At 73.2% G+C, this 18,832-nt stretch carries 17 protein-coding genes and 1 pseudogene; 13 read left to right on the top strand and 5 right to left on the bottom strand.

The window, feature by feature from the left end:
- Window positions 1–80 precede the first annotated feature (80 nt).
- The 8 genes and pseudogenes from ACWGJM_RS26640 (at window position 81) to ACWGJM_RS26605 (ending at window position 6,735) form a co-directional block, all read left to right on the top strand.
- Window positions 81–431, top strand: a complete 351-nt coding sequence (locus ACWGJM_RS26640) for a YciI family protein (protein WP_453414230.1) — start codon at window positions 81–83, stop codon at window positions 429–431.
- Window positions 431–1,630, top strand: a complete 1,200-nt coding sequence (locus ACWGJM_RS26635) for an RNA polymerase sigma factor (RefSeq protein WP_453414229.1) — start codon at window positions 431–433, stop codon at window positions 1,628–1,630. Before ACWGJM_RS26640 ends, ACWGJM_RS26635 begins: the two co-directional genes overlap by 1 nt.
- 115 nt (window positions 1,631–1,745) lie before the next feature.
- Window positions 1,746–3,068 carry an aldehyde dehydrogenase family protein gene (locus ACWGJM_RS26630; RefSeq protein ID WP_453414228.1) on the top strand — a complete coding sequence of 441 codons (1,323 nt, stop codon included), beginning with the start codon at window positions 1,746–1,748 and terminating at the stop codon, window positions 3,066–3,068.
- A gap of 99 nt (window positions 3,069–3,167) precedes the next feature.
- Window positions 3,168–3,656 (top strand): annotated as a pseudogene (locus ACWGJM_RS26625) (zinc ribbon domain-containing protein); the annotation flags it as partial.
- 100 nt (window positions 3,657–3,756) lie between these two features.
- The gene (locus tag ACWGJM_RS26620) at window positions 3,757–4,131 is read left to right on the top strand and encodes a BlaI/MecI/CopY family transcriptional regulator (protein ID WP_453414227.1); all 375 of its coding nucleotides are present in this window, start codon (window positions 3,757–3,759) and stop codon (window positions 4,129–4,131) included.
- Window positions 4,128–5,054 (top strand): M48 family metalloprotease, encoded by a 927-nt coding sequence (locus ACWGJM_RS26615; RefSeq protein ID WP_453414276.1) that lies wholly within the window; start codon window positions 4,128–4,130, stop codon window positions 5,052–5,054. Before ACWGJM_RS26620 ends, ACWGJM_RS26615 begins: the two co-directional genes overlap by 4 nt.
- A 139-nt stretch (window positions 5,055–5,193) precedes the next feature.
- Window positions 5,194–5,586, top strand: coding sequence for a VOC family protein (locus ACWGJM_RS26610; RefSeq protein ID WP_453414226.1), 393 nt, complete (start codon window positions 5,194–5,196; stop codon window positions 5,584–5,586).
- 78 nt (window positions 5,587–5,664) lie between these two features.
- Window positions 5,665–6,735 carry an adenosine deaminase gene (locus ACWGJM_RS26605; protein ID WP_453414225.1) on the top strand — a complete coding sequence of 357 codons (1,071 nt, stop codon included), beginning with the start codon at window positions 5,665–5,667 and terminating at the stop codon, window positions 6,733–6,735.
- Here ACWGJM_RS26605 and ACWGJM_RS26600 read toward each other — a convergent pair.
- The 3 genes from ACWGJM_RS26600 to ACWGJM_RS26590 form a co-directional block, all read right to left on the bottom strand.
- Entirely contained in the window at window positions 6,717–7,232 is a 516-nt protein-coding gene (locus ACWGJM_RS26600; RefSeq protein WP_453414224.1) for a mycothiol transferase, read from the bottom strand. The genes ACWGJM_RS26605 and ACWGJM_RS26600 overlap by 19 nt on opposite strands.
- Before the next feature lie 27 nt (window positions 7,233–7,259).
- Window positions 7,260–8,759: a carotenoid oxygenase family protein gene (locus ACWGJM_RS26595; protein ID WP_453414223.1), complete on the bottom strand. Its 1,500-nt coding sequence runs from the start codon at window positions 8,757–8,759 to the stop codon at window positions 7,260–7,262.
- Between the two features lie 63 nt (window positions 8,760–8,822).
- Window positions 8,823–9,737, bottom strand: coding sequence for a LysR family transcriptional regulator (locus ACWGJM_RS26590; protein WP_453414222.1), 915 nt, complete (start codon window positions 9,735–9,737; stop codon window positions 8,823–8,825).
- A 112-nt stretch (window positions 9,738–9,849) separates the two neighbouring features.
- Here ACWGJM_RS26590 and mgrA point away from each other — a divergent pair, with 112 nt between their 5' ends.
- The 5 genes from mgrA (at window position 9,850) to ACWGJM_RS26565 (ending at window position 16,591) form a co-directional block, all read left to right on the top strand.
- Window positions 9,850–10,839, top strand: a complete 990-nt coding sequence (mgrA, locus tag ACWGJM_RS26585) for an L-glyceraldehyde 3-phosphate reductase (RefSeq protein WP_453414221.1) — start codon at window positions 9,850–9,852, stop codon at window positions 10,837–10,839.
- A 423-nt stretch (window positions 10,840–11,262) separates the two neighbouring features.
- Complete coding sequence (locus tag ACWGJM_RS26580) at window positions 11,263–13,932, top strand: LuxR C-terminal-related transcriptional regulator (RefSeq protein WP_453414220.1); 2,670 nt, start codon at window positions 11,263–11,265, stop codon at window positions 13,930–13,932.
- 158 nt (window positions 13,933–14,090) lie between these two features.
- A complete protein-coding gene (locus ACWGJM_RS26575; protein ID WP_453414219.1) occupies window positions 14,091–15,719 on the top strand; it encodes an MFS transporter in 1,629 nt (542 codons plus the stop codon).
- A gap of 16 nt (window positions 15,720–15,735) precedes the next feature.
- Window positions 15,736–16,254, top strand: coding sequence for a hypothetical protein (locus ACWGJM_RS26570; protein ID WP_453414218.1), 519 nt, complete (start codon window positions 15,736–15,738; stop codon window positions 16,252–16,254).
- Window positions 16,255–16,393: 139 nt separating this feature from the next.
- Window positions 16,394–16,591, top strand: a complete 198-nt coding sequence (locus ACWGJM_RS26565; RefSeq protein ID WP_361814023.1) for a hypothetical protein — start codon at window positions 16,394–16,396, stop codon at window positions 16,589–16,591.
- A gap of 33 nt (window positions 16,592–16,624) precedes the next feature.
- Here ACWGJM_RS26565 and ACWGJM_RS26560 read toward each other — a convergent pair whose 3' ends face one another.
- On the bottom strand, window positions 16,625–18,034 hold the full coding sequence (locus ACWGJM_RS26560; protein ID WP_453414217.1) for a DUF2252 domain-containing protein: 1,410 nt from the start codon (window positions 18,032–18,034) through the stop codon (window positions 16,625–16,627).
- The gene (locus tag ACWGJM_RS26555; protein ID WP_453414216.1) at window positions 18,031–18,669 is read right to left on the bottom strand and encodes a potassium channel family protein; all 639 of its coding nucleotides are present in this window, start codon (window positions 18,667–18,669) and stop codon (window positions 18,031–18,033) included. The genes ACWGJM_RS26560 and ACWGJM_RS26555 overlap by 4 nt, the downstream gene beginning before the upstream one ends.
- Window positions 18,670–18,832 lie beyond the last annotated feature (163 nt).

Below are 18,832 nucleotides of genomic sequence, written 5' to 3'. Positions count from 1 at the left end.
GTCGATCCGGGGGTGTGCCGTTCGTGTAGGAGGTGGGACAACCCCCACCGGGAGGACCCCGGTGACGTAAGGAGGACATCATGAAGCACTACCTGCTCAGCGTGGTCCAGCCGGCCGGCGCACAGCCGCCCGAGCCGGACGCGCTCGCAGAGATCATGCGCAACGTCAAGGCCTACAACGACGAGCTGCGCGAGGCCGGGGTCTGGGTCTTCGCCGGCGGACTGCACGGCCCGGAGACGGCCACCGTGCTGCGGCCCAAGGACGGCGACGTGCTCATCACCGACGGGCCGTACGCCGAGGGCAAGGAGTACCTGGGCGGGCTGTGCCTGATCCAGGCCCCCGACCTGGACGCGGCCCTGGAGTGGGGCCGCAAGGCGGCCCTGGCCACCACCCTCCCCATCGAGGTGCGGCCCTTCGTGGACCAGCACTGATGCCGGACGCCCCGGACGTCGAGGCCGTCTTCCGTAGCGAGTACGGGCGCGCGGTCTCCGTCCTCGTCCGCCTCCTCGGCGACATCGACCTCGCCGAGGAGGCGGTCCAGGACGCCTTCACCACCGCCGTGCGGAAGTGGCCGGAGACCGGGGTGCCGCCGAGCCCGGCCGGCTGGATCATCACCACCGCCCGCAACCGCGCGGTCGACCGGCTGCGCCGCGAGGCCGGCCGGGACGCCCGGCAGGCCGAGGCCGCCCGGCTGTACGCGCCCGACGCACCGGCCGAGGAGGGCCCCGTGCGCGACGACCGGCTCCGCCTGATCTTCACCTGCTGCCATCCCGCCCTCGCCCCGCAGGCCCGGGTCGCCCTCACCCTGCGCCTGCTCGGCGGGCTGAGCACCGCGCAGATCGCCCGCGCGTTCCTGGTGCCGGAGCCGACCCTGGCCCAGCGGCTCGTCCGGGCGAAGGCGAAGATCCGGGACGCGGGCATCCCGTACCGCGTGCCCCGGGACGCGGACCTGCCCGACCGGCTCGGCGGCGTGCTGGCCGTCCTCTACCTGATCTTCAACGAGGGGTACACCGGCGCGCCCGAGCTGTGTTCCGAAGCCGTCCGGCTGGGCCGTCTGCTCGCGGAGCTGATGCCGGACGAGCCCGAGGTCACCGGCCTGCTCGCGCTGATGCTGCTCGTCGAGGCGCGGCGGCCCGCCCGGCAGGACGAGGACGGCGCCCTCGTACCGCTGCCCGAGCAGGACCGCGCCCGCTGGGACCGCGCCCTGATCGCCGAGGGCCAGGACCTGGTCCGCCGCTGCCTGCGCCGGAACCGGCCGGGGCCGTACCAGATCCAGGCCGCGATCAACGCCGTGCACAGCGACGCGCCGACGGCACCGGCGACCGACTGGGGGCAGATCCTGCGGCTGTACGACCAGCTGACGGCCGTCGCCCCGAGTCCCGTGGTCGCCCTGAACCGTGCGGTCGCCGTGGCCGAGGTCGAGGGCCCGGCGCAGGCGCTCGGCCTGGTCGACGCGCTCGATCTCCCGGGCTACCACGTCCGCCACGCCGTCCGCGCCGAACTGCTGCGCCGACTGGGCCGGCACACCGAGGCGGTACGGGAGTACGAGACGGCCGTGGAGCTCGCCACGAGCCCTGCGGAGCGGGCGCATCTCGAACGGCGCCGGCAGGAGCTCGCGGGCGCGAAGTGAGCCGGACCCGGTCCCGGGATTTATTTTGGTACCTGAAAGGTTGGTATTTACATCTGATCCTTCGGGGTCGTACTCTCGGGCCGCAAGGTCCGTGCACCCACCAGCGAGGCACACCGTGAACCACTCCACCCCCGAGCAGCCCGCCGACGTCGTGGCCCGGCTGCGCGCCACCTTCCGCACCGGCCGCACCAAGCCCGTCGAGTGGCGCACCGGCCAGCTGGGCCGCCTGCGCGCGATGCTCACGGAGAACGGCGACGCGCTCGCCGCCGCCCTCCACGCCGACCTGGGCAAGAGCGCCACCGAGGCCTACCGTACGGAGATCGACTTCACGGTCCGCGAGATCGACCACACCCTCGACCACCTCGCCGAGTGGCTGCGCCCCGAGCCCGCCCCCGTCCCGGCGCACCTCGGCGCCGACGCGACGGCCTGGACCCAGTACGACCCGCTCGGCGTCGTCCTCGTCATCGCCCCCTGGAACTACCCGGCGCAGCTCCTGCTCGCCCCGGTGGTCGGCGCGCTGGCCGCGGGGAACGCGGTGGTGGCAAAGCCCAGCGAACTGGCCCCGGCCACCGCGGCCGCGCTGGCCCGGCTGATCCCGGCGTACCTGGACACCGACGCGGTCGCCGTCGTCGAGGGTGGTGTCCCGGAGACCACGGCCCTGCTGGCCGAGCGCTTCGACCACGTCTTCTACACCGGCAACGGCACCGTCGGCCGCATCGTCATGCGCGCGGCCGCCGAGCACCTCACCCCCGTCACCCTCGAACTCGGCGGCAAGTCACCGGCGTTCGTCGACCGCGGGACCGACCTCGACGTGGTCGCCGACCGGCTGGCGCGCGGCAAGTTCCTCAACGCGGGCCAGACCTGCGTGGCCCCCGACTACGTCCTCACCGACCCGGAGACCGCCGCCGCCCTCGAACCCGCGCTCGTCCGGGCCGTGCAGGCGCTGTACGGCACCGACCCCGCGGCCTCGCCCGAGTACGGCCGGATCGTCAACGAGCGCCATTTCGACCGGCTCAGCGGCCTGCTCGACTCCGGCCGGGCGATCGTGGGCGGCACCGGCGACCGTGCGGCGAAGTACATCGCGCCGACCGTGCTGGCCGACGTCGACCCGAAGTCCCCCGTCATGCAGGAGGAGATCTTCGGTCCCGTCCTGCCGATCATCACGGTGCCCGGCCTCGACGAGGCGATCGACTTCGTCAACGACCGCGACAAGCCCCTCGCGCTGTACGTGTTCACCGAGTCCGACGGGACCAGGGAGCGGATCGCCGCCGAGACCTCCTCCGGCGGCCTCGGGTACGGCCTGCCGCTCGCCCATCTCACCGTCTCCGACCTGCCGTTCGGCGGGGTGGGGGAGAGCGGTATGGGCAGCTACCACGGCCGCTGGTCGATCGAGACGTTCAGCCACCGCAAGGCCGTGCTGTCAAAGCCGCTGCACTGACCCCGTGATGCCCGTGGGTCCGGCAGCACCGGCGGCCGGGCCCGGCTCATCGGGTCGTGCGAGCGGAACCGCTGACGTGAAACCGCGTTGCCTAGTGTCATGCACCTGACCTTCAACCCGTCAGTCAGGAAGAGCACCGCATGCGCACCCCCACGCCCTGCTCGCCACCGCCGTCGCGCGTGCCGCCGCGGTCGTCGCACCCCCGTCCCACGCCGCCACCGCGGTCCCGGCCGTCGGCGTGTACTACGTCCAGGGCGCCGTGACCGGCCTCGGCGCGGCGGACAACGGGGGAGCGGTGGAGCGGCACAGTCTGATGCGCTATACACCCCGGGGCAGCCCGACAGCTTCCTGCCGAACGGTGCCGCCGCGGAGGCCGGGCTGAACCGCAGCATCCTCGACGCGCGTTGGGGGCTGATCCTCGGAATCCTGGCGCAGAGGGCTGAAAGTGCCGCTCGCCGCGTGATTCCAGTGGGCTCCCGCAACACCTCCCGCACCTGCCCCGCATGCGGGCACGTCGCCAGGGGGAACCGCGTCACCCAAGCCGACTTCGAATGCACCGCCCGCGCGTACACCGCCGACACGGACCACGTGGGTGCAGTCACAATGGAAACGGCATCGTGCGTGCGTGGCGCGATGCGTGCAGATGAGCCGCTCATCTGCGGACGGATACGGGGTGAGGAACCTTTCCATGACCGACGCGAAGGACGAACGTCGTCCGGCCGGCGAGCTGGAAGCGAGCGTCATGGCTGCCCTCTGGGCCGCCGGTGCGCCCCAGACGCCCGGTCAGGTGCAGCTCAGCCTCGGTGCCGGCCTGGCGCGCACCACGGTGACCACGATCCTGTCCCGGCTGCACGAGAAAGGGGTCGTCGACCGGCGGCGGCAGGGCCGCGGGTACGCCTACTTCCCGGTCCAGGACGCCCAGGGCCTCACCGCCCGCCGGATGCACACCGAACTCGACCGCGACAGCGACCGCGAGACCGTGCTCGCCCGTTTCGTCGCCCAGCTCAGCCCCGACGACGAGCGGATCCTGCGCGACCTGCTCGAACCCCCCGCAGAGCGATGACCGTCCTGCTGCTCCTGCCGCTCGTGCTGACGTTCGCCCTGCCCGCACTCGCCCGGCGGACCGTCGACCGGCTGGCGCCCGGTGCCGCGCTGTGGCTGATCACCGTCTCGGCGGTCGTGTGCGCGGGCTGCTCGCTCGCCGCGCTCGGCGCCTTCGTGCTCATCGGCCTGCTCAAGGTGTCCGTCTTCGCCACGCTCGGCGAACTCGTCCACCCCCTGCGCACCGCCTCCGACCTCTTCGTGGTCCCGGCGGCCGCGACCTCCGTCGGCGTGCTCGCCGTGTGCGCCTGGACCCTCGCGCGCTCGGTGCTGCGCCAGACCCGCGCCTTCCGCGCGGCCCGCTCCGAGGCCGGGCGCGGGCCCGCCGCGGGCGACCTGTGCGTGGTCGACTCGCCGCGCCCGGACGCGTACGCGCTGCCCGGGCGCCCACACCGGATCGTCGTCACCACCGGGATGCTGCGCAGTCTGGACGCCGCCGAGCGGGAGGCACTCTTCGCCCACGAGCGGGCCCACAACCAGGGCGGCCACCACTACTTCCTCGCCGCCGCCGAACTCGTCGCCCACTGTCACCCCGCGCTGCGCCCTGTCCGCGAGACCATCCGGCTCGCCGCCGAGCGCGCCGCCGACGAGGCAGCGGCCGATGCCGTCGGCGACCGGCGCCTGACCGCCCGCGCCATCGCCCGGGCCGCCCTGGTGGGCCAGGCCGCCCGCGGTGAACGCCCGGACTTCGCCCCCGCCGTGACGACCGGGCCCGTCCCCCAGCGCGTGCAGGCCCTCCTGGCCGCCCCGCGCCGCGCCGCCGCTCCCTCCTGGATCGCCTTCGTGCTCGTCGCCTGCGCCGGTCTCTCCTTCGCCGCGTCCGCGACCGGGATGATCGACTTCCACCACCGGGTGGAGGTCGCCCAGGGCGAGGAGCATGACTGAGCGCGGGCTCACCGCCCGCCCGCCGGAGCCCCGCGGTGCCGGACTGGCGCCCGTCAGGTTTTACGTATAACCTCACCCGTCAGCCACACCGTCCGGACCTCCGTCCGGCACCCGTCCGGCACCTTCGCGAAAGGCCCCGATGAGACGCGTCGCCCTGGTCACCCTCGTCGTCGACGACTACGACGAGGCGATCCGCTTCTACACCGAGGCCCTCGGCTTCCGGCTCGCCGCGGACGAGCCACGCCCCGACGGCTCCCGCTGGGTCGTCGTGGAGCCCGGGCCCGAAGAGGCCGGAACCGGTCTGCTGCTGGCCCGCGCAAAGGGCGACGCCCAGCAGGCCCGGGTCGGCGACCAGACCGGCGGGCGGGTCGGGTTCTTCCTGCACACGGACGACTTCGCCCGCGACCACGCCCGGATGGCCGCCGCCGGCGTGACCTTCCTGGAGCAGCCGCGCCACGAGCCGTACGGCACGGTCGCCGTCTTCCAGGACCTGTACGGCAACCGCTGGGACCTGCTCCAGCCCGCCGGCTGAGCCTCCGCCCGTAGCACGCCCCTGCCTCCGCACGCCCCTGCCGCCGCTTCGAACCGCCCGCTCAAGGAAAGACCCGCCATGACTGCTACGCGCGTAGACGCCGAAGTGATCCGCCGCCTGCCCAAGGCCGTCCTGCACGACCACCTCGACGGCGGCCTGCGCCCCGCCACCGTCGTCGAGCTCGCGGCGGCGGTCGGCCACACCCTGCCCACCACCGACCCCGACGAGCTGGCCGCCTGGTACTTCGAGGCCGCCAACTCCGGCGACCTGGTCCGCTACATAGCCACCTTCGAACACACCCTCGCCGTCATGCAGAACCGCGAGGGCCTGCTGCGTGTCGCCGAGGAGTACGTCCTGGACCTCGCCGCCGACGGCGTCGTCTACGCCGAGGTGCGCTACGCCCCCGAGCTGAACACCAGGGGCGGGCTGACGCTGAACGAGGTCGTGGAGACCGTCCAGGAGGGCCTCGCCGCCGGCATGGCCAAGGCGGCCGCCGCCGGTACCCCCGTCCGCGTCGGCACCCTGCTGTGCGGCATGCGGATGTTCGACCGCGTCCGCGAGGCCGCTGACCTGGCCGTCGCCTACCGGGACGCCGGCGTCGTCGGCTTCGACATCGCCGGCGCCGAGGACGGCTTCCCGGCCGCCGACCACCTGGCCGCCTTCGAGCACCTGCGCCGGGAGAGCGTGCCGTTCACCATCCACGCCGGCGAGGCGTACGGCCTGCCCAGCATCCACCAGGCCCTCCAGGTGTGCGGCGCCCAGCGCATCGGCCACGGTGTGCGCATCACCGAGGACATCGTCGACGGCAAGCTCGGCCGGCTGGCCGGCTGGGTGCGCGACCGCCGCATCGCCCTGGAGATGTGCCCCACCTCCAACCTCCAGACGGGCTGCGCCACCTCGATCGCCGAGCACCCCATCACCGCCCTGAAGGACCTGGGCTTCCGGGTCACCCTCAACACCGACAACCGGCTGGTCTCCGGTACGACGATGACCCGCGAGATGTCCCTGCTGGTCGAGGAGGCGGGCTGGACGGTCGAGGACCTGCGCACGGTCACGGTGAACGCCCTCAAGAGCGCGTTCATCCCGTTCGACGAGCGCAAGGCCCTCATCGAGGACGTGGTCCTGCCCGGCTACGAGTCCGTGCTCTGAAGGAGCCCCCGCACGTAGGCGGCCTGTCCGATGTGCTGAAGATCGTCGGACAGGACGCTGACCAGCCGTACGCCCAGGCTGACCGGGGGATCCCAGCGTTCGTCCACGATGCGCTCGAGGTCCTTGGCGGGCAGGTCCCGCAGCACGCCGAGCGTCTGCTCGTGCACGGCGTCGTAGTACCCGGTCAGCAGGTCCGCCGAGTCGACCCGTACCTTGGCGACCTTGGCGGGGCTGTGCCCGTAGCCCGTGTCGTGGCGCGGCAGATCGAGCCCGAGGCGCTTGTCCCAGCCCTGTGACAGCCACACCTGGTCCAGGTCGAAGGCGTCGGCGACATGGTCGTCCTGGACCCGGGTGAGATGCCAGACCAGCCAGGCGACGGAGTTGGCGTCGGGGGCCGGGCGGGCGTGGAGTTCGTCCGGCCCGAGCCCGTCGAGGACGGCATGGACTTCTTCTTGGATGCGGCCGAAGCCGTCGATGAGGATGTCCCTTGCGTGCATAGGTCCACCATCGCGCATCGAGTGCCGTCATGCGTCCGGAATCCAGCTCCCGTGGAAGCCCAGCGGTACCCGTCCCGGCAGATGGATCCGGGCGACCGGTTCACCCGTGAAGTCCTGTGCCGCGACGACGACCAGGTCGGCCGCCCCGCGGTCCGGGTTGTGGACGTACGCGAGCGCGTACCCGTCGTCCTCCGCGGCCCCCGGGTCCGCGGCGTCCCCCGGCACGAACACCGCCTCACCCGCCGCCGCGTTCCTCGGCAACCGGTGCACCTGCGTGCGGCCCCGCAGCAGGTCGTGCTTGATGAGCGCGTTGGAGAAGGCGCGGTCGGGCGGGTTGCCGTCGGACGTCAGGTACGCGAGCGACATGTCCGCGGCCGCGGCGGAGTAGCCGTAGCGGTGCCGCCGGGAGACCAACGCCTCGTTGACGCGCGGGAATTCCTGCGGCCGGTCGTCCAGGACCCGCTGCCGCACCCGCCCGTCCCGCAGGTCGATCGTCCAGCGTTCGAGTTTCGCCGTGCCCACCGCTGACGGGCCGTCCGTGCCGTGCCCGGCCACCTGGAAGGGTGCCGGATAGGTCGTCAGGTCCACCACCACGGACGAACCCTCGTCGTAGGCGTTGAGGGTGTGCGAGTAGAAGACCGGTTCGATCCCGAACCAGCGCACCGGACCGCCGGTCCGCCGCATGACGCCCACGCGGGTGGGGTGCTCGCGGTTCCAGACGTAGGGCGCCGGGGCGCCACGTCCGGCGGCCGCCGGGTCGAAGGTGACCGGGATGTCGAAGACGACGACGTGCCGCTCGGTGAGCGCGAAGTCGTGCATCATCGGCGCGTCCGCCACCGGTATCCGTGTGGTCCGGGCGACCTTGCCGGCCGGGTCCACCACCAGGTGCCGGACGTGGTCCCAGGCCGGGTAGTAGGCGATCGCGTGGAGCTCCCCGGCGTGCGCGTCGTACTTGGTGTGGGCGGTGAACGCGCCCTCCAGGGTGCCCCGGAAGTCGTAGGTGCCCACGGTGTTCAGCTCGCCGTCGAGCTCGTAGGGCAGCGGACCGCTCTCCTGTAGCGTGAGGATCCGGCCCCGGTACGGGATCACGTGCGTGTTGCAGGGGAAGTCGTCCGGCGGCACCGGGCCCGGGTAGGGCTCACCCAGCTTCTTCGCCACCTGCGAGGACCGCACCCAGCGGTTGCGGTACCACTCGGCCTTGCCGTCGCGCAGCCGGACCCCGTGCACCATGCCCTCGCCGAGCATCCAGTGGTGGGCGCGGGGATCCTCCAGGCCGAGGACGTTGGGGCCGTTGCGCAGGAAGCGGCCGTTCAGCTCGCGCGGGACGCGGCCCGTCACCGGCAGGTCGTAGGCGGTCAGTTCCTCGGTGACGGGTGTGAACGCACCCTCGAGGAAGGGATACCGGCCTCCCGTCATGTGCTGGGCGGGCCGGGCCGCCGCCTGGTGCCCGGCCGTCCCGAGGAGCGCGCTCGTGGCCGCGATCGAGGCTGCTGAGCGCAGCACGGTCCGGCGTGTGTGTTCCGCCATCTCTCCCACTCCTGAACGTCGTCGGTGTGACGCTCACGAGTCTGCGGCGGCGGGCGGCCGGGGTCAGGGGGCCTGGGGACCGTCCAGGGGTGGTGCCAGGCCCCCTGTTTCGAGGAGCGCGACCAGTGCGCGGGCCGCGGGGCCGGTGGCCTGCTCCGGCGGCAGCAGGGCGACGGTCTCGTACTCCGCCTCGCCCGTGCCCTTCAGAGGCAGTGCGGTGAGCCGCGGCCGCTTGTGGCGGAAGTGCCGGGGCACGACGGCGATCCCGAGGTTCTCGTCGACCAGGTCCAGCAGGCCGTGCACGTCGTTGACCTCCAGGGCGACCGTGCGCCGCACGCCCGCGGCGGCGAAGGCCGCATCCGTGGTGCGGCGCGGACCCCAGTCGGGGTGGAAGTCGACGAAGACCTCGCCGCCGACGTCGTGCGGTGTCAGCGCCGGCCCGGCCGTCGCGAGGCGGTGGCTGGGATGGCACAGCACGGTCATCGGCTCGCTCGTCAGCGACACCGACCGCAGCTGGTCGCTGTCCGCCTGCGTGCGGTAGGCGAAGGCGAGGTCCAGCCGCCCGGCCGCCACCTCCTCCGCCAGCGCGCCCGAGCCCGCCTGCCGCAGCCGGATCTCCACGTCCGGGTGCCGCCGCCGGAACGCGGCCAGCAGTCCCGCCACATGCACCCCGGCGATGCACTGCTCGGTGCCCAGCGCCAGTGTCCCGCGCAGCACCCCCTGCACCGCGGCCACCGCCTCGTGCGCGGCCCTGACCTGCGCCAGGATCCGCTCCGCCTCGGCGAGGAGCGCGCGGCCCGCCTCGGTCAGCGTCACCCGGCGGGTGGTCCGCACGAACAGCGGCGCCCTCAGCTCCCGCTCCAGCGCCCGGATCGACGCGGACAGGCCCGACTGGGACACCATCAGCCGCTCCGCCGCCCGGGTGAAGTGCTGGTCCTCGGCCACGGCGACGAAGTGCTGGAGATGGCGCAGTTCCATGATTGAGAAGCCTATCCGCTGAATTCCATCGGATTCTTCTGTTGGACCGCTGTACACCGCTCGCGGAAGAGTGGGCACCGGTACATAGTGTGTCAACCCCTCTGGAGTCGCGTTGTACACCGCACACCCCGACCGTTACACGGACATGCCCTACCGGCGCACCGGACGCAGCGGTCTGAAGCTCCCCGCGCTGTCGCTCGGTCTGTGGCACAACTTCGGTCCCGACCGTCCCGTCGAGACGCAGCGCGCCATCCTGCGCCGGGCCTTCGACCTCGGGGTCACCCACTTCGACCTGGCCAACAACTACGGCCCGCCGCCCGGCGCCGCCGAGTCCGCCCTCGGCGACGCGCTCCGCGCCGACTTCGCGGCGTACCGCGACGAGCTGGTCATCTCCACCAAGGCGGGCTACCTCATGTGGCCCGGTCCGTACGGCGAATGGGGCTCGCGCAAGTACGTGCTGTCCTCGCTCGACCAGAGCCTGAAGCGGATGGGCCTGGAGTACGTCGACATCTTCTACTCGCACCGCCCGGACCCGGAGACTCCCCTGGAGGAGACGATGGGCGCCCTGCACTCGGCGGTCCAGCAGGGCAAGGCGCTCTACGTCGGCGTCTCCAACTACTCCCCGGAGCAGACCCGCGAGGCCGCCCGCATCCTCGCTGAGCTGGGCACCCCGCTCCTCATCCATCAGCCGCGCTACTCCATGCTCGACCGCCGCCCCGAGGAAGGCCTCCTCGACGTCCTCGACGAACTCCAGGCGGGCTCCATCGCCTACTCCCCGCTCGAGCAGGGTCTGCTCACCGGCCGCTACCTCGACGGCATCCCCGAGGACTCCCGGGCCGCGAGCGACAGCCCCTTCCTCAACTCCGACGCGCTGACCGGGGAACTGGTCGGCAAGCTGCGCGCCCTCGACGCCATCGCCAAGTCCCGCGGCCAGAGCCTGGCCCAGCTCGCCCTGGCCTGGGTGCTGCGCGGCGGCCGGGTCACCTCCGCCCTGGTCGGCGCGAGCAGCCCGCAGCAGCTGGCGGACAGTGTCGCCGCGATCGGCAACCTGGACTTCGACGCGGAGGAGCTGACGCGGATCGACGCGGTGGTCAAGGGCTAGGGCCCTCTCTTCATCCCCGCCCTGCCGCGCGGCAGGCCGTCGGGCGGGCGACGGGGGGGCGACGACAGGGCCCAGGGCCTGTCCGGCCATCGGCGCCTGCCCGGCGGCGATACCCCTGGCCCGCACGCTCGCGCGCGGGCCCCGTCGCCGCCGGGCCCGCCCTACGGGCGGACGACAGGAAGAGGACCGCAGGACCCAGCGGGGCATCGGCCGCGCCGGACGCTCACCATCCTCCCTGAGGCGCGCCGCCGCGACTCCCGGGCGAGCCCACGCCGATCGGTCCGAGCTGCGGAAACCCCGGGCGGGAGCCGACTCGCCCGGCTCGTCCGCCCCCGCGCGCCGCGCGCACGGACGGGAAGGCTGAGAAGCTGATCGGAGAAGGTGCGCTGTTCCCGGCCCGATGGACACCGGGTGGTGAGTGCGGTGGCTGTGATCGACGAAAACGATTGGGGGCCGGCCGCCACGGGTGTGGATCCCCTGGGGGATCCGATCCTGCACACCCGGTTCGCGCTGCCGGCGAGGCCCGCCACGTTCCTGCGGCGCGAGCGGTTGGTCCAGCACCTCCAGCAGGCGCTGAAGACCCCTCTGACCATGGTCAACGGAGCCGCCGGCGCCGGCAAGACCCTGCTGGTCGCCGACTGGGCGGCGGGCCTCGGAGAGCCGGTCGCCTGGCTCACCCTCGAGGCGGGCGACCAGCGCCCCGGGATGTTCTGGGCGTACCTCCTGCACGCCCTGCGAGACTGCGGTGCTCCGGTGCCGGACCAGATCGGCTGCCCGGCCGAGGCGACGCGCGTCGACCAGATGCTGCTGGCCGCGCTCGCCGCCGGTCTCAGTGGCCATGACCGGTCCGTCATCGTCGTCCTCGACGAGTACGACCGGGTGCCCGCTCCGGAGATCGCGGAGCAGCTGGAGTTCGTCCTGCACCACGCAGGTCCCGGCATGCGCCTGATCATCGTCACCCGCACCGAGCCGATGCTGCCGCTGCACCGGTACCGGGCGGCCGGCGAGCTGACGGAGATCCGCGGCGCGGAGCTGGCCTTCACCCCGGAGGAGGCCGTCACCCTGCTGGAGCTGCACGGTCTGCGCCTGCCCGTCGGCTCCGCGCGCGGCCTCGTCGAGCGCACCCGGGGCTGGGCCGCAGGCCTGCGCCTGTGTGCCCTCGCGGCACAGGAGAGCACCGACCCGGAGAAGTATCTGAAGGAGTTCGAGGCGGACCGCAGCACGGTCGCCGACTATCTGCTGGCCGAGGTGCTCAAGCGGCAGCCGGAGGAGACGCAGAACCTGCTGCTGCGGGTCAGCGTCCTGGAACGTTTCTCTCCTGATCTGGCGAACGCGATGACATGCCAGTCCGACGCCGGGGCCATCCTCGCCGGACTGCACCGGGAGAACGCCTTCGTGGAGGACCTCGGGCACGGCTGGTACCGGCTCCACCCGCTGTTCGGGGAGATACTCAGGGCCCATCTGCGGGTGCGCCTGCCCGGTCTTGAACCCGAACTGCACCGGCGCGCGGCCCAGTGGCTGCGGCGGGCCGGATCCCTCCCGGAGACCCTCGCGCACGGCGCCGCCGCGGGCGACTGGGACTTCACCGCCGGTGCCCTCGTCGACGACCTGGCGATCGGACAGCTCCTGACCGGTCTGCGCTCCGACGACCTCGCCGAACTGTTCTCCCGGATGGGATCCGAGGCCGCGACTCCCGCGACGGACCTGGTACGCGCGGCCCGCGAACTGTCCCGCGGCGATCTCGACCGCGGCCTGGCCCACCTGCACCGCGCCGAGGAGCTGCTGGCCGGCGACGCACCCGGCCAGGCGGCGGCCCTGCTGACCTGCGCGCTGCTGGAGACCCTGGCCGCCCGCCTGACCGGGTCTCCCGGGCAGGCGGAGAAGGCCGCCGAGACCGCCGCGGACCTGCGGCCGGAGGTCCCGGCCCACCTGCTGGAGAAGCATCCCGAACTCACCGCTCTCCTGCTGACCCATCTGGGAGCCGCGCGCCTGTGGGCCGGGCACTTCGAGGACGCCCGCGCCGCCCTGTCCACGGTGGCCGGATCGTCGGGCGGGGCCGCCACCGTGCTGCCCAGGGAGGAGTCGCTGGGGCACCTGGCCCTGCTCGACCACCTGAACGGCTGGCCCGGCAGGGCGGAACGCAAGGCGCTGGCGGCGGTCTCCGAGACGGAGCGGTACAGCCTGCCCCAGCCGTCCGGCTCGGGTATCGAGCGGCTCGTGCTGGCGGCGGTGGCCGTCGACCGCGACGAACTGGACCGGGCCGAGGCTCTCCTCGACGAGGTGGCCGGGCTCCGCTCCGCGGTGCGCGACCCGGTGATGGCGGCGGGACAGGCCATCGTCAGGGCGCGGCTGCTGCTGGCGCGGGGCAAGGCGCGGGCCGCGCTGAAGGCGGCGGGCCCGGCCGTCTCCGCCGAGGTGGTCTCCCCCTGGGCGGAGAGCCACGAGGCCCTGGTCGCCTCCGCCGCCCACCTGGCCGCGGGACGGCCGGAGAACGCCGCCGAGGTGCTCCGGAACGTGGCCGAGGACCAGCCGGCCTGCGCCGTGGAGGCCGCGCGGATCCAGCTCGCCGTGGGTGACTCCCGGGCCGCGATCGAGCTGCTCGACAGCGTGCGCGGCGACGGGCGGATCGGCCCCGCGGTGTCCGTACGGGCCGCACTGGTACGGGCTCAGGCCGCCCAGCGGGCGGGGGACACCGCCAGTGCCCGCAGGCTGATCGCGCAGGCGCTCGTCGCCGCCCGTCGTGAGCGGCTTCGCCGCCCCTTCCGGGATGCCGGGCCCTGGCTCCGGCCTCTCCTGCTCGTGCCACCGCTCCGGCAGCTGGCCGCGGGCTGGCTCGAGCAGGGGCCGGCGGAACCGGGCGAGCCGTTCCGCCCCGAGGCCGCGCCCCAGCCGCTCTTCGTGGAGGAGCTGAGCGGGCGCGAGCGCGACGTGCTGGAGCGGGCCGCCCGCATGATGTCCACCGAGGAGATCGCCGCCGACCTGCATGTGTCGGTGAACACGGTGAAGACCCACCTCAAGAGCGCCTACCGGAAACTGGCGGTGAACCGGCGCAGCGACGCCGTGCGCCGCGCCCGCGAGCTCCGGCTGCTGTGACGTGTCTCCCCGCGGCGGATCACCCGGGACGGATCGCCCGTGGCGGGTGAGGCGCCCGGCGGGCCGCTCGGCTGCGATGGAAGCGGCGGCGGGACTGCGAACGGCCGCTGCCCGGCCGCTCCACCGGTGTCCCGGGCCGATGCGGCGAGGTGGGCATCGTGGCGCACTGGCGGGCTCTGATCGTCCTGGGCATGGCCCAGTTCCTGATGGTCCTGGACACCTCCGTGATGAACGTGTCCATCAGCCGACTGGTCGAGGACTTCGACACCGAGGTCACCGCCATCCAGGCCGTCATCACGCTGTACGCGCTGGTCATGGCCGCGTTCATGATCACCGGCGGCCGGCTGGGGGACATCCTGGGACGCCGTCGCGTGTTCTTCCTCGGCATGGCCGTGTACGGCACGGGATCGGCGCTGACCGCGCTGGCGCCCACCCTCTGGGTGCTCGCGCTGGGCTGGTCGGTCATCGAGGGGCTCGGTGCCGCCCTGGTCCTGCCGGCGATGGCCGCTCTCGTCGCCGCGTCGTACCGGGGACGGGACCGGGCCGTCGCCTACGGCGTCATCGGCGGACTCGCCGGCGCGGGGGTGGCGGTCGGCCCGCTGCTGGGCGGCTGGGTGACGACGTACCTCACCTGGCGGCTGGTCTTCGCCGGCGAGGTCGTGATCGTCCTGGTCGTCCTGTGCTGCCGCCGGGTGATCACGGAAGCCGCCCGGACCGGGCCCCGCCCCCGGCTGGACGGGATCGGGGCCGCGCTCTCGGCGGCCGGACTGGGCCTGGGCGTGCTCGGCGTCCTCCAGAGCGGCACCTGGGGCTGGGTACGGCCCGCCCATCCTCCCTTCACCGTCCTGGGGTTCGCCCCGACGCTGTTCGTCATCGGCGCCGGAGTGGGCGTCCTCGCCCTCTTCCTGAGCTGGGAGCAGCGGCGGGACGCACGGGGCGCCGACCCTCTGCTGCACCGGTCCCTGCTGGCCAGGCTCGCCCTTCGGGCCGGTCTGCTGACGCTGCTGAGCCAGAACCTGATCCTGCTCGGTCTGTTCTTCGCCATCCCGCTGTACCTCCAGGTGGTGCAGGGGTTCGACGCCTTCCAGACGGGGCTGCGGCTGCTCCCGGTGTCCGTCACCATGCTCGTGACCTCCCTGGGCGGGTCCCCGCTCGGGCGGGTGTGGGGGCCGCGCCGGGTGGTCCGCCTCGGCCTGCTGGTCCTGGCGGTGTCCATCGTGTGGCTGCTGGCCACCATCGACCCGGTCATCGACGACGCGCAGTTCGCCGGAGCGATGGCCGTGCTGGGCGTGGGCGTCGGCCTGCTCGCCTCGCAGCTGGGCAACGTCGTCCAGTCCAGCGCCGGCGAACAGGAACGCAGCGAGGCCGGCGGGCTTCAGTTCACGGCCCAGAACCTCGGCTCCGCGCTGGGCACCGCGCTCATCGGGTCCATCCTCATCGGCTCACTGGCCCACGCCTTCACCACATATGTCGCGGACGACCTCCGGCTGTCGGCCGAAGCCCGCAGCAAGACCAGCGTGGCCCTCGAAGCCGGGGTCGGCTTCGTCCCCACCGCGCAGGTGCGCTCGGCGGCCCAGCAGGCCGGCCTGCCGCCTTCGGAGGTCGACGCCCTCACGGATTCGTACGCCTCGGCGCAGCTCGACGGGCTGAAGGCGGCGATCCTCGCCACCGGTGGCATCACCCTCGCCGGTTTCCTCGTCACGCCCCACCTGCCCGCTGGCCGGACCAGCCGGGCACGGCAGCCGGACACCGGTGCCCAGGCCGGAACCGTCGGGCCGGCGCATTGAGCCCGGGGGTGCCGCGATGACCGGGACCGGTCCCGCCACGGCGCAGGCGAGCGGCGAGGAGCGCCGGGCGCACGCCGACTACACGGGCGGCGTCTACGGCTCCATGCTCGCGGCCTCCGTGGTGATCGGCGCCGGCGGCCTCGGTTCGTTCCCGCGCGTGGAGCTCGTACTGCTGTTGCTGCTCACCGGCGTGGTGTTCTGGATCGGGCATGTGCACGCCCAGCTGTTCGGGGCACGCCTGGCGCAGCGGCGCCTGGACCGCCGGACCGTGGTGCACGTGTGCCGGGACGAGTGGCCGATCGTCAAGGCCGCCGTTCCGCCCGCCCTCGCGGTGGCCGTCAGCCCGCTGCTCGGCCTGGGTCCCCAGGGCGCCGTCTGGCTGGCCGTCTCGGTGGCGGTCGCCGGGCAGGTCGGCTGGTCCGTGGCCGCGGCGCGCCGGTCCGGTGCCTCCTGGCCCCTGGTGACGTTCACCGCTTCGGTCAACCTGCTGCTCGGCCTGTTGATCATCGTATTCAAGCTCCTTCTGAAGCACTGAGACCGGCGTTGACACCGGTCTGTCGGCGCGGGGCGCCGGGTCACCTGTGCCGGGTGAGGCCCGGCCGGGCGCCGAAGCGGAGGATCGCAGGTGAGGGTGCGGTACGCCGGTTAGCGGGTCGCTCGTGGGAGTACTGCCGATGCGCTATGAGATCCGCGTCGACGGCCATATGTCGGAGACGCTGGCCAAGGCCTTCCCGGAGCTGGACCACGTGGTCATGTCCGGGCAGACCGTCCTGTTCGGTCCCGTCCTCGACGAGGCGCAGCTGTACGGGCTGCTCGCGCGCTTCCAGTCCCTGGGGCTGCGTGTGGTCGAGATGCGGCAGCTCCCGGAGTGACCGGGAGCGGGGCGGACGGCGGGGGAGGATGGCTCAGAGGCGCTCGGCGCGGAGCCGGCCGGAGCGGACGGCGGCCCCCAGCGCCTCGAAGTCCCGCTCGTTCTGGTCGGCGTAGGCCTGGGCGAAGTCCGTGAGGGCCTGGTCGAAGCGGTCGCTGCCGCCCAGGTAGGCGCCGATGGCGACGGGATCGCCGGAGCGGGCGTGCGCGCGGGCCAGGGAGGACCCGCAGACCTGGGCGAAGAGGGTGAGCAGCGTCGGATCCATGGTCTCGGGCTGCACGATGCCCTTCCAGTCACGCAGCTGGCGTACGTAGAAGTCCCGGCCGCGCCCGTCGAGCCCCATCACGTGCGTCCAGCCCAGGAAGATGTCACTGGTCGTCTGGATGAGGCGCTGCCCGGCCACCACCCGGCGGCCCTGGTTGTCGTAGCGCTCGCCGCCGGTGTGCGCGGCCAGCACCGACTCCTGGGCCTCCTTGGCCTGAAGCAGGAGCGGGTCGTCGTCGTCCCTGCCGAGCAGGAGCAGGATCCAGCACCGCGTGCCGACACTGCCGACGCCCACCACTTTCCGGGCTATGTCCACCAGGTGGTAGTGGCGCAACAGGTGCCGGCGTTCGGAGGGCAGGGTCCGCGCGTACCCCTCCAGCAGGGTCTCGAACTCCTTCTCCTGCCCCTCCCCGGCCTGCTCCGGCCTCAGGTCCCCGAGCGGAGTGATCAGCGGCGGGTCGGGTGCGATGCGCCTGCCTTCGGCCGTGCTCCGGGTGAGCTTTTCGAAGGCCTGCATCTGGGTGCGCGTGCGGGCCCGCGCCGTGGCCTCGGCGGTGCGCCGCCTGGCGGCCTTGTCCATCGACGACGTCAGCAGCTTCCGCAGGCGGTCGGCGTCGTCCTGGGCGTACCAGACGTCCAGGGTGCGCAGGCCGGCGAACTCGCGCATCCGCTCCCGGTAGGCCAGCACGGACGCCCGTACGGCACCGTCCTGCTCCTTGCGCGAGAAGCCGTTGGCCCGGCCCGCTATCGCGAAACTGGCCGCCAGCCGTTTGACGTCCCATTCGAACGGGCCGGGCAGGGTCTCGTCGAAGTCGTTGATGTCGAAGACCAGATGGCGTTCCGGCGAGGCGAGCAGCCGGAAGTTCAGCAGATGGGCGTCGCCGCAGAGCTGCGCCCGCAGCCCGGTGTCCGGGGCGGCCCCCAGGTCCGCCGCCATGATCGCCGCGGCGCCGCGGTAGAAACGGAACGGCGACTCGAGCATGCGGCCGTAGCGGATCGGTACCAGTTCCGGCACCCGGGTGGCCGACTGCCGTTCGATCACGTCGATCGGATCGGGCCGCTTCGGCCCCGGGTCGAACCGGCTCTGCTCCGAGCGTGGCACGCGGGTACGGGCCTGCCTGCCGCGGGCCGCTCGCTCGGCGGCCGGCAGCCGGGTCGTGAAGGCGCTCGATGTGGTCATGGTCCGGCCTCCCGGTCCAGCGTCGTGGTGTCGTCGCCGGCGCCCGGCTCGGCCGGTGGCTCACCGCGCCGCCGCAGGCCCTCCTCGACAGCGCCGGCGAGCACCCGCGCGGCGCCGCCCACCAGCAGCAGCCCGCCGGTCATCTGCGCCATCGTCAGCACGCGTCCCGCCTGGGAGCGGGCGGTGATGTCGCCGAAGCCGACGGTGGCGAACGTGGTGAGCGTGAAGTACAGGGCGTCCGTCCTGGACAGCGGCTCGGTGAAGGAGCCGGGGTCGGACCGTTCCAGCAGGTAGTAGGCGCCGGCGAAGAGCACCAGGAACAACGCCACCGTGGCGGCGAGGGCCTCGACGGCCTTCAGCCGCGGGTGGGGCGAACGCATGATGGCCCGCACCTGCCACGAGAACACCAGCAGGACCGTCAGCAGGCCGACCACCAGGAGCAGCAGGGCACTGGCCGTGTGGAGGTCGTTCAAGGGCAGCAAGTAGTAGGCGGTGACGAGCGCGGTGACGGTGACGACGGAGCGGAGGACGGCCACGCCCGCCGCCCGCCGACGGGGGTGGACCCCGCGGCCGGGCGGGTGCGCGTCCTGCCCGGACCGGTGGTGCTCCGGCCGGGCAGCCATGGGATCGCTCATCTGAGGCTTCTTCGTTCCGTTTCGCCGCGGGGCGGGTGCCCCCGCAGTCAACTCCAGCGTGTCCCCGGCGGGAACGGATCACCCACCGCGGGTGATCCGGCGGCCGCGGACGCGCGGGACGCTGGCCCGGTGAGGTCCCCCCCACACCGCCCCGTCGGCGGTC

Source organism: Streptomyces sp. NPDC054834 (assembly GCF_053611185.1).
The sequence above is the reverse complement of the archived record's forward strand: the minus strand, read 5'-3'. Positions and strand labels throughout refer to the sequence as shown.

Bases quoted from the DNA above. Each gene is read 5' to 3' on its own strand.
- ACWGJM_RS26640 (WP_453414230.1), top strand. From the start codon at position 81: ATGAAGCACTACCTGCTCAGCGTGGTCCAGCCGGCCGGCGCACAGCCG.
- ACWGJM_RS26635 (WP_453414229.1), top strand. From the start codon at position 431: ATGCCGGACGCCCCGGACGTCGAGGCCGTCTTCCGTAGCGAGTACGGG.
- ACWGJM_RS26620 (WP_453414227.1), top strand. From the start codon at position 3,757: ATGACCGACGCGAAGGACGAACGTCGTCCGGCCGGCGAGCTGGAAGCG.
- ACWGJM_RS26615 (WP_453414276.1), top strand. From the start codon at position 4,128: ATGACCGTCCTGCTGCTCCTGCCGCTCGTGCTGACGTTCGCCCTGCCC.
- ACWGJM_RS26610 (WP_453414226.1), top strand. From the start codon at position 5,194: ATGAGACGCGTCGCCCTGGTCACCCTCGTCGTCGACGACTACGACGAG.
- ACWGJM_RS26605 (WP_453414225.1), top strand. From the start codon at position 5,665: ATGACTGCTACGCGCGTAGACGCCGAAGTGATCCGCCGCCTGCCCAAG.
- ACWGJM_RS26600 (WP_453414224.1), bottom strand. From the start codon at position 7,232: ATGCACGCAAGGGACATCCTCATCGACGGCTTCGGCCGCATCCAAGAA.
- ACWGJM_RS26595 (WP_453414223.1), bottom strand. From the start codon at position 8,759: ATGGCGGAACACACACGCCGGACCGTGCTGCGCTCAGCAGCCTCGATC.
- ACWGJM_RS26590 (WP_453414222.1), bottom strand. From the start codon at position 9,737: ATGGAACTGCGCCATCTCCAGCACTTCGTCGCCGTGGCCGAGGACCAG.
- ACWGJM_RS26570 (WP_453414218.1), top strand. From the start codon at position 15,736: ATGACCGGGACCGGTCCCGCCACGGCGCAGGCGAGCGGCGAGGAGCGC.
- ACWGJM_RS26565 (WP_361814023.1), top strand. From the start codon at position 16,394: ATGCGCTATGAGATCCGCGTCGACGGCCATATGTCGGAGACGCTGGCC.
- ACWGJM_RS26560 (WP_453414217.1), bottom strand. From the start codon at position 18,034: ATGACCACATCGAGCGCCTTCACGACCCGGCTGCCGGCCGCCGAGCGA.
- ACWGJM_RS26555 (WP_453414216.1), bottom strand. From the start codon at position 18,669: ATGAGCGATCCCATGGCTGCCCGGCCGGAGCACCACCGGTCCGGGCAG.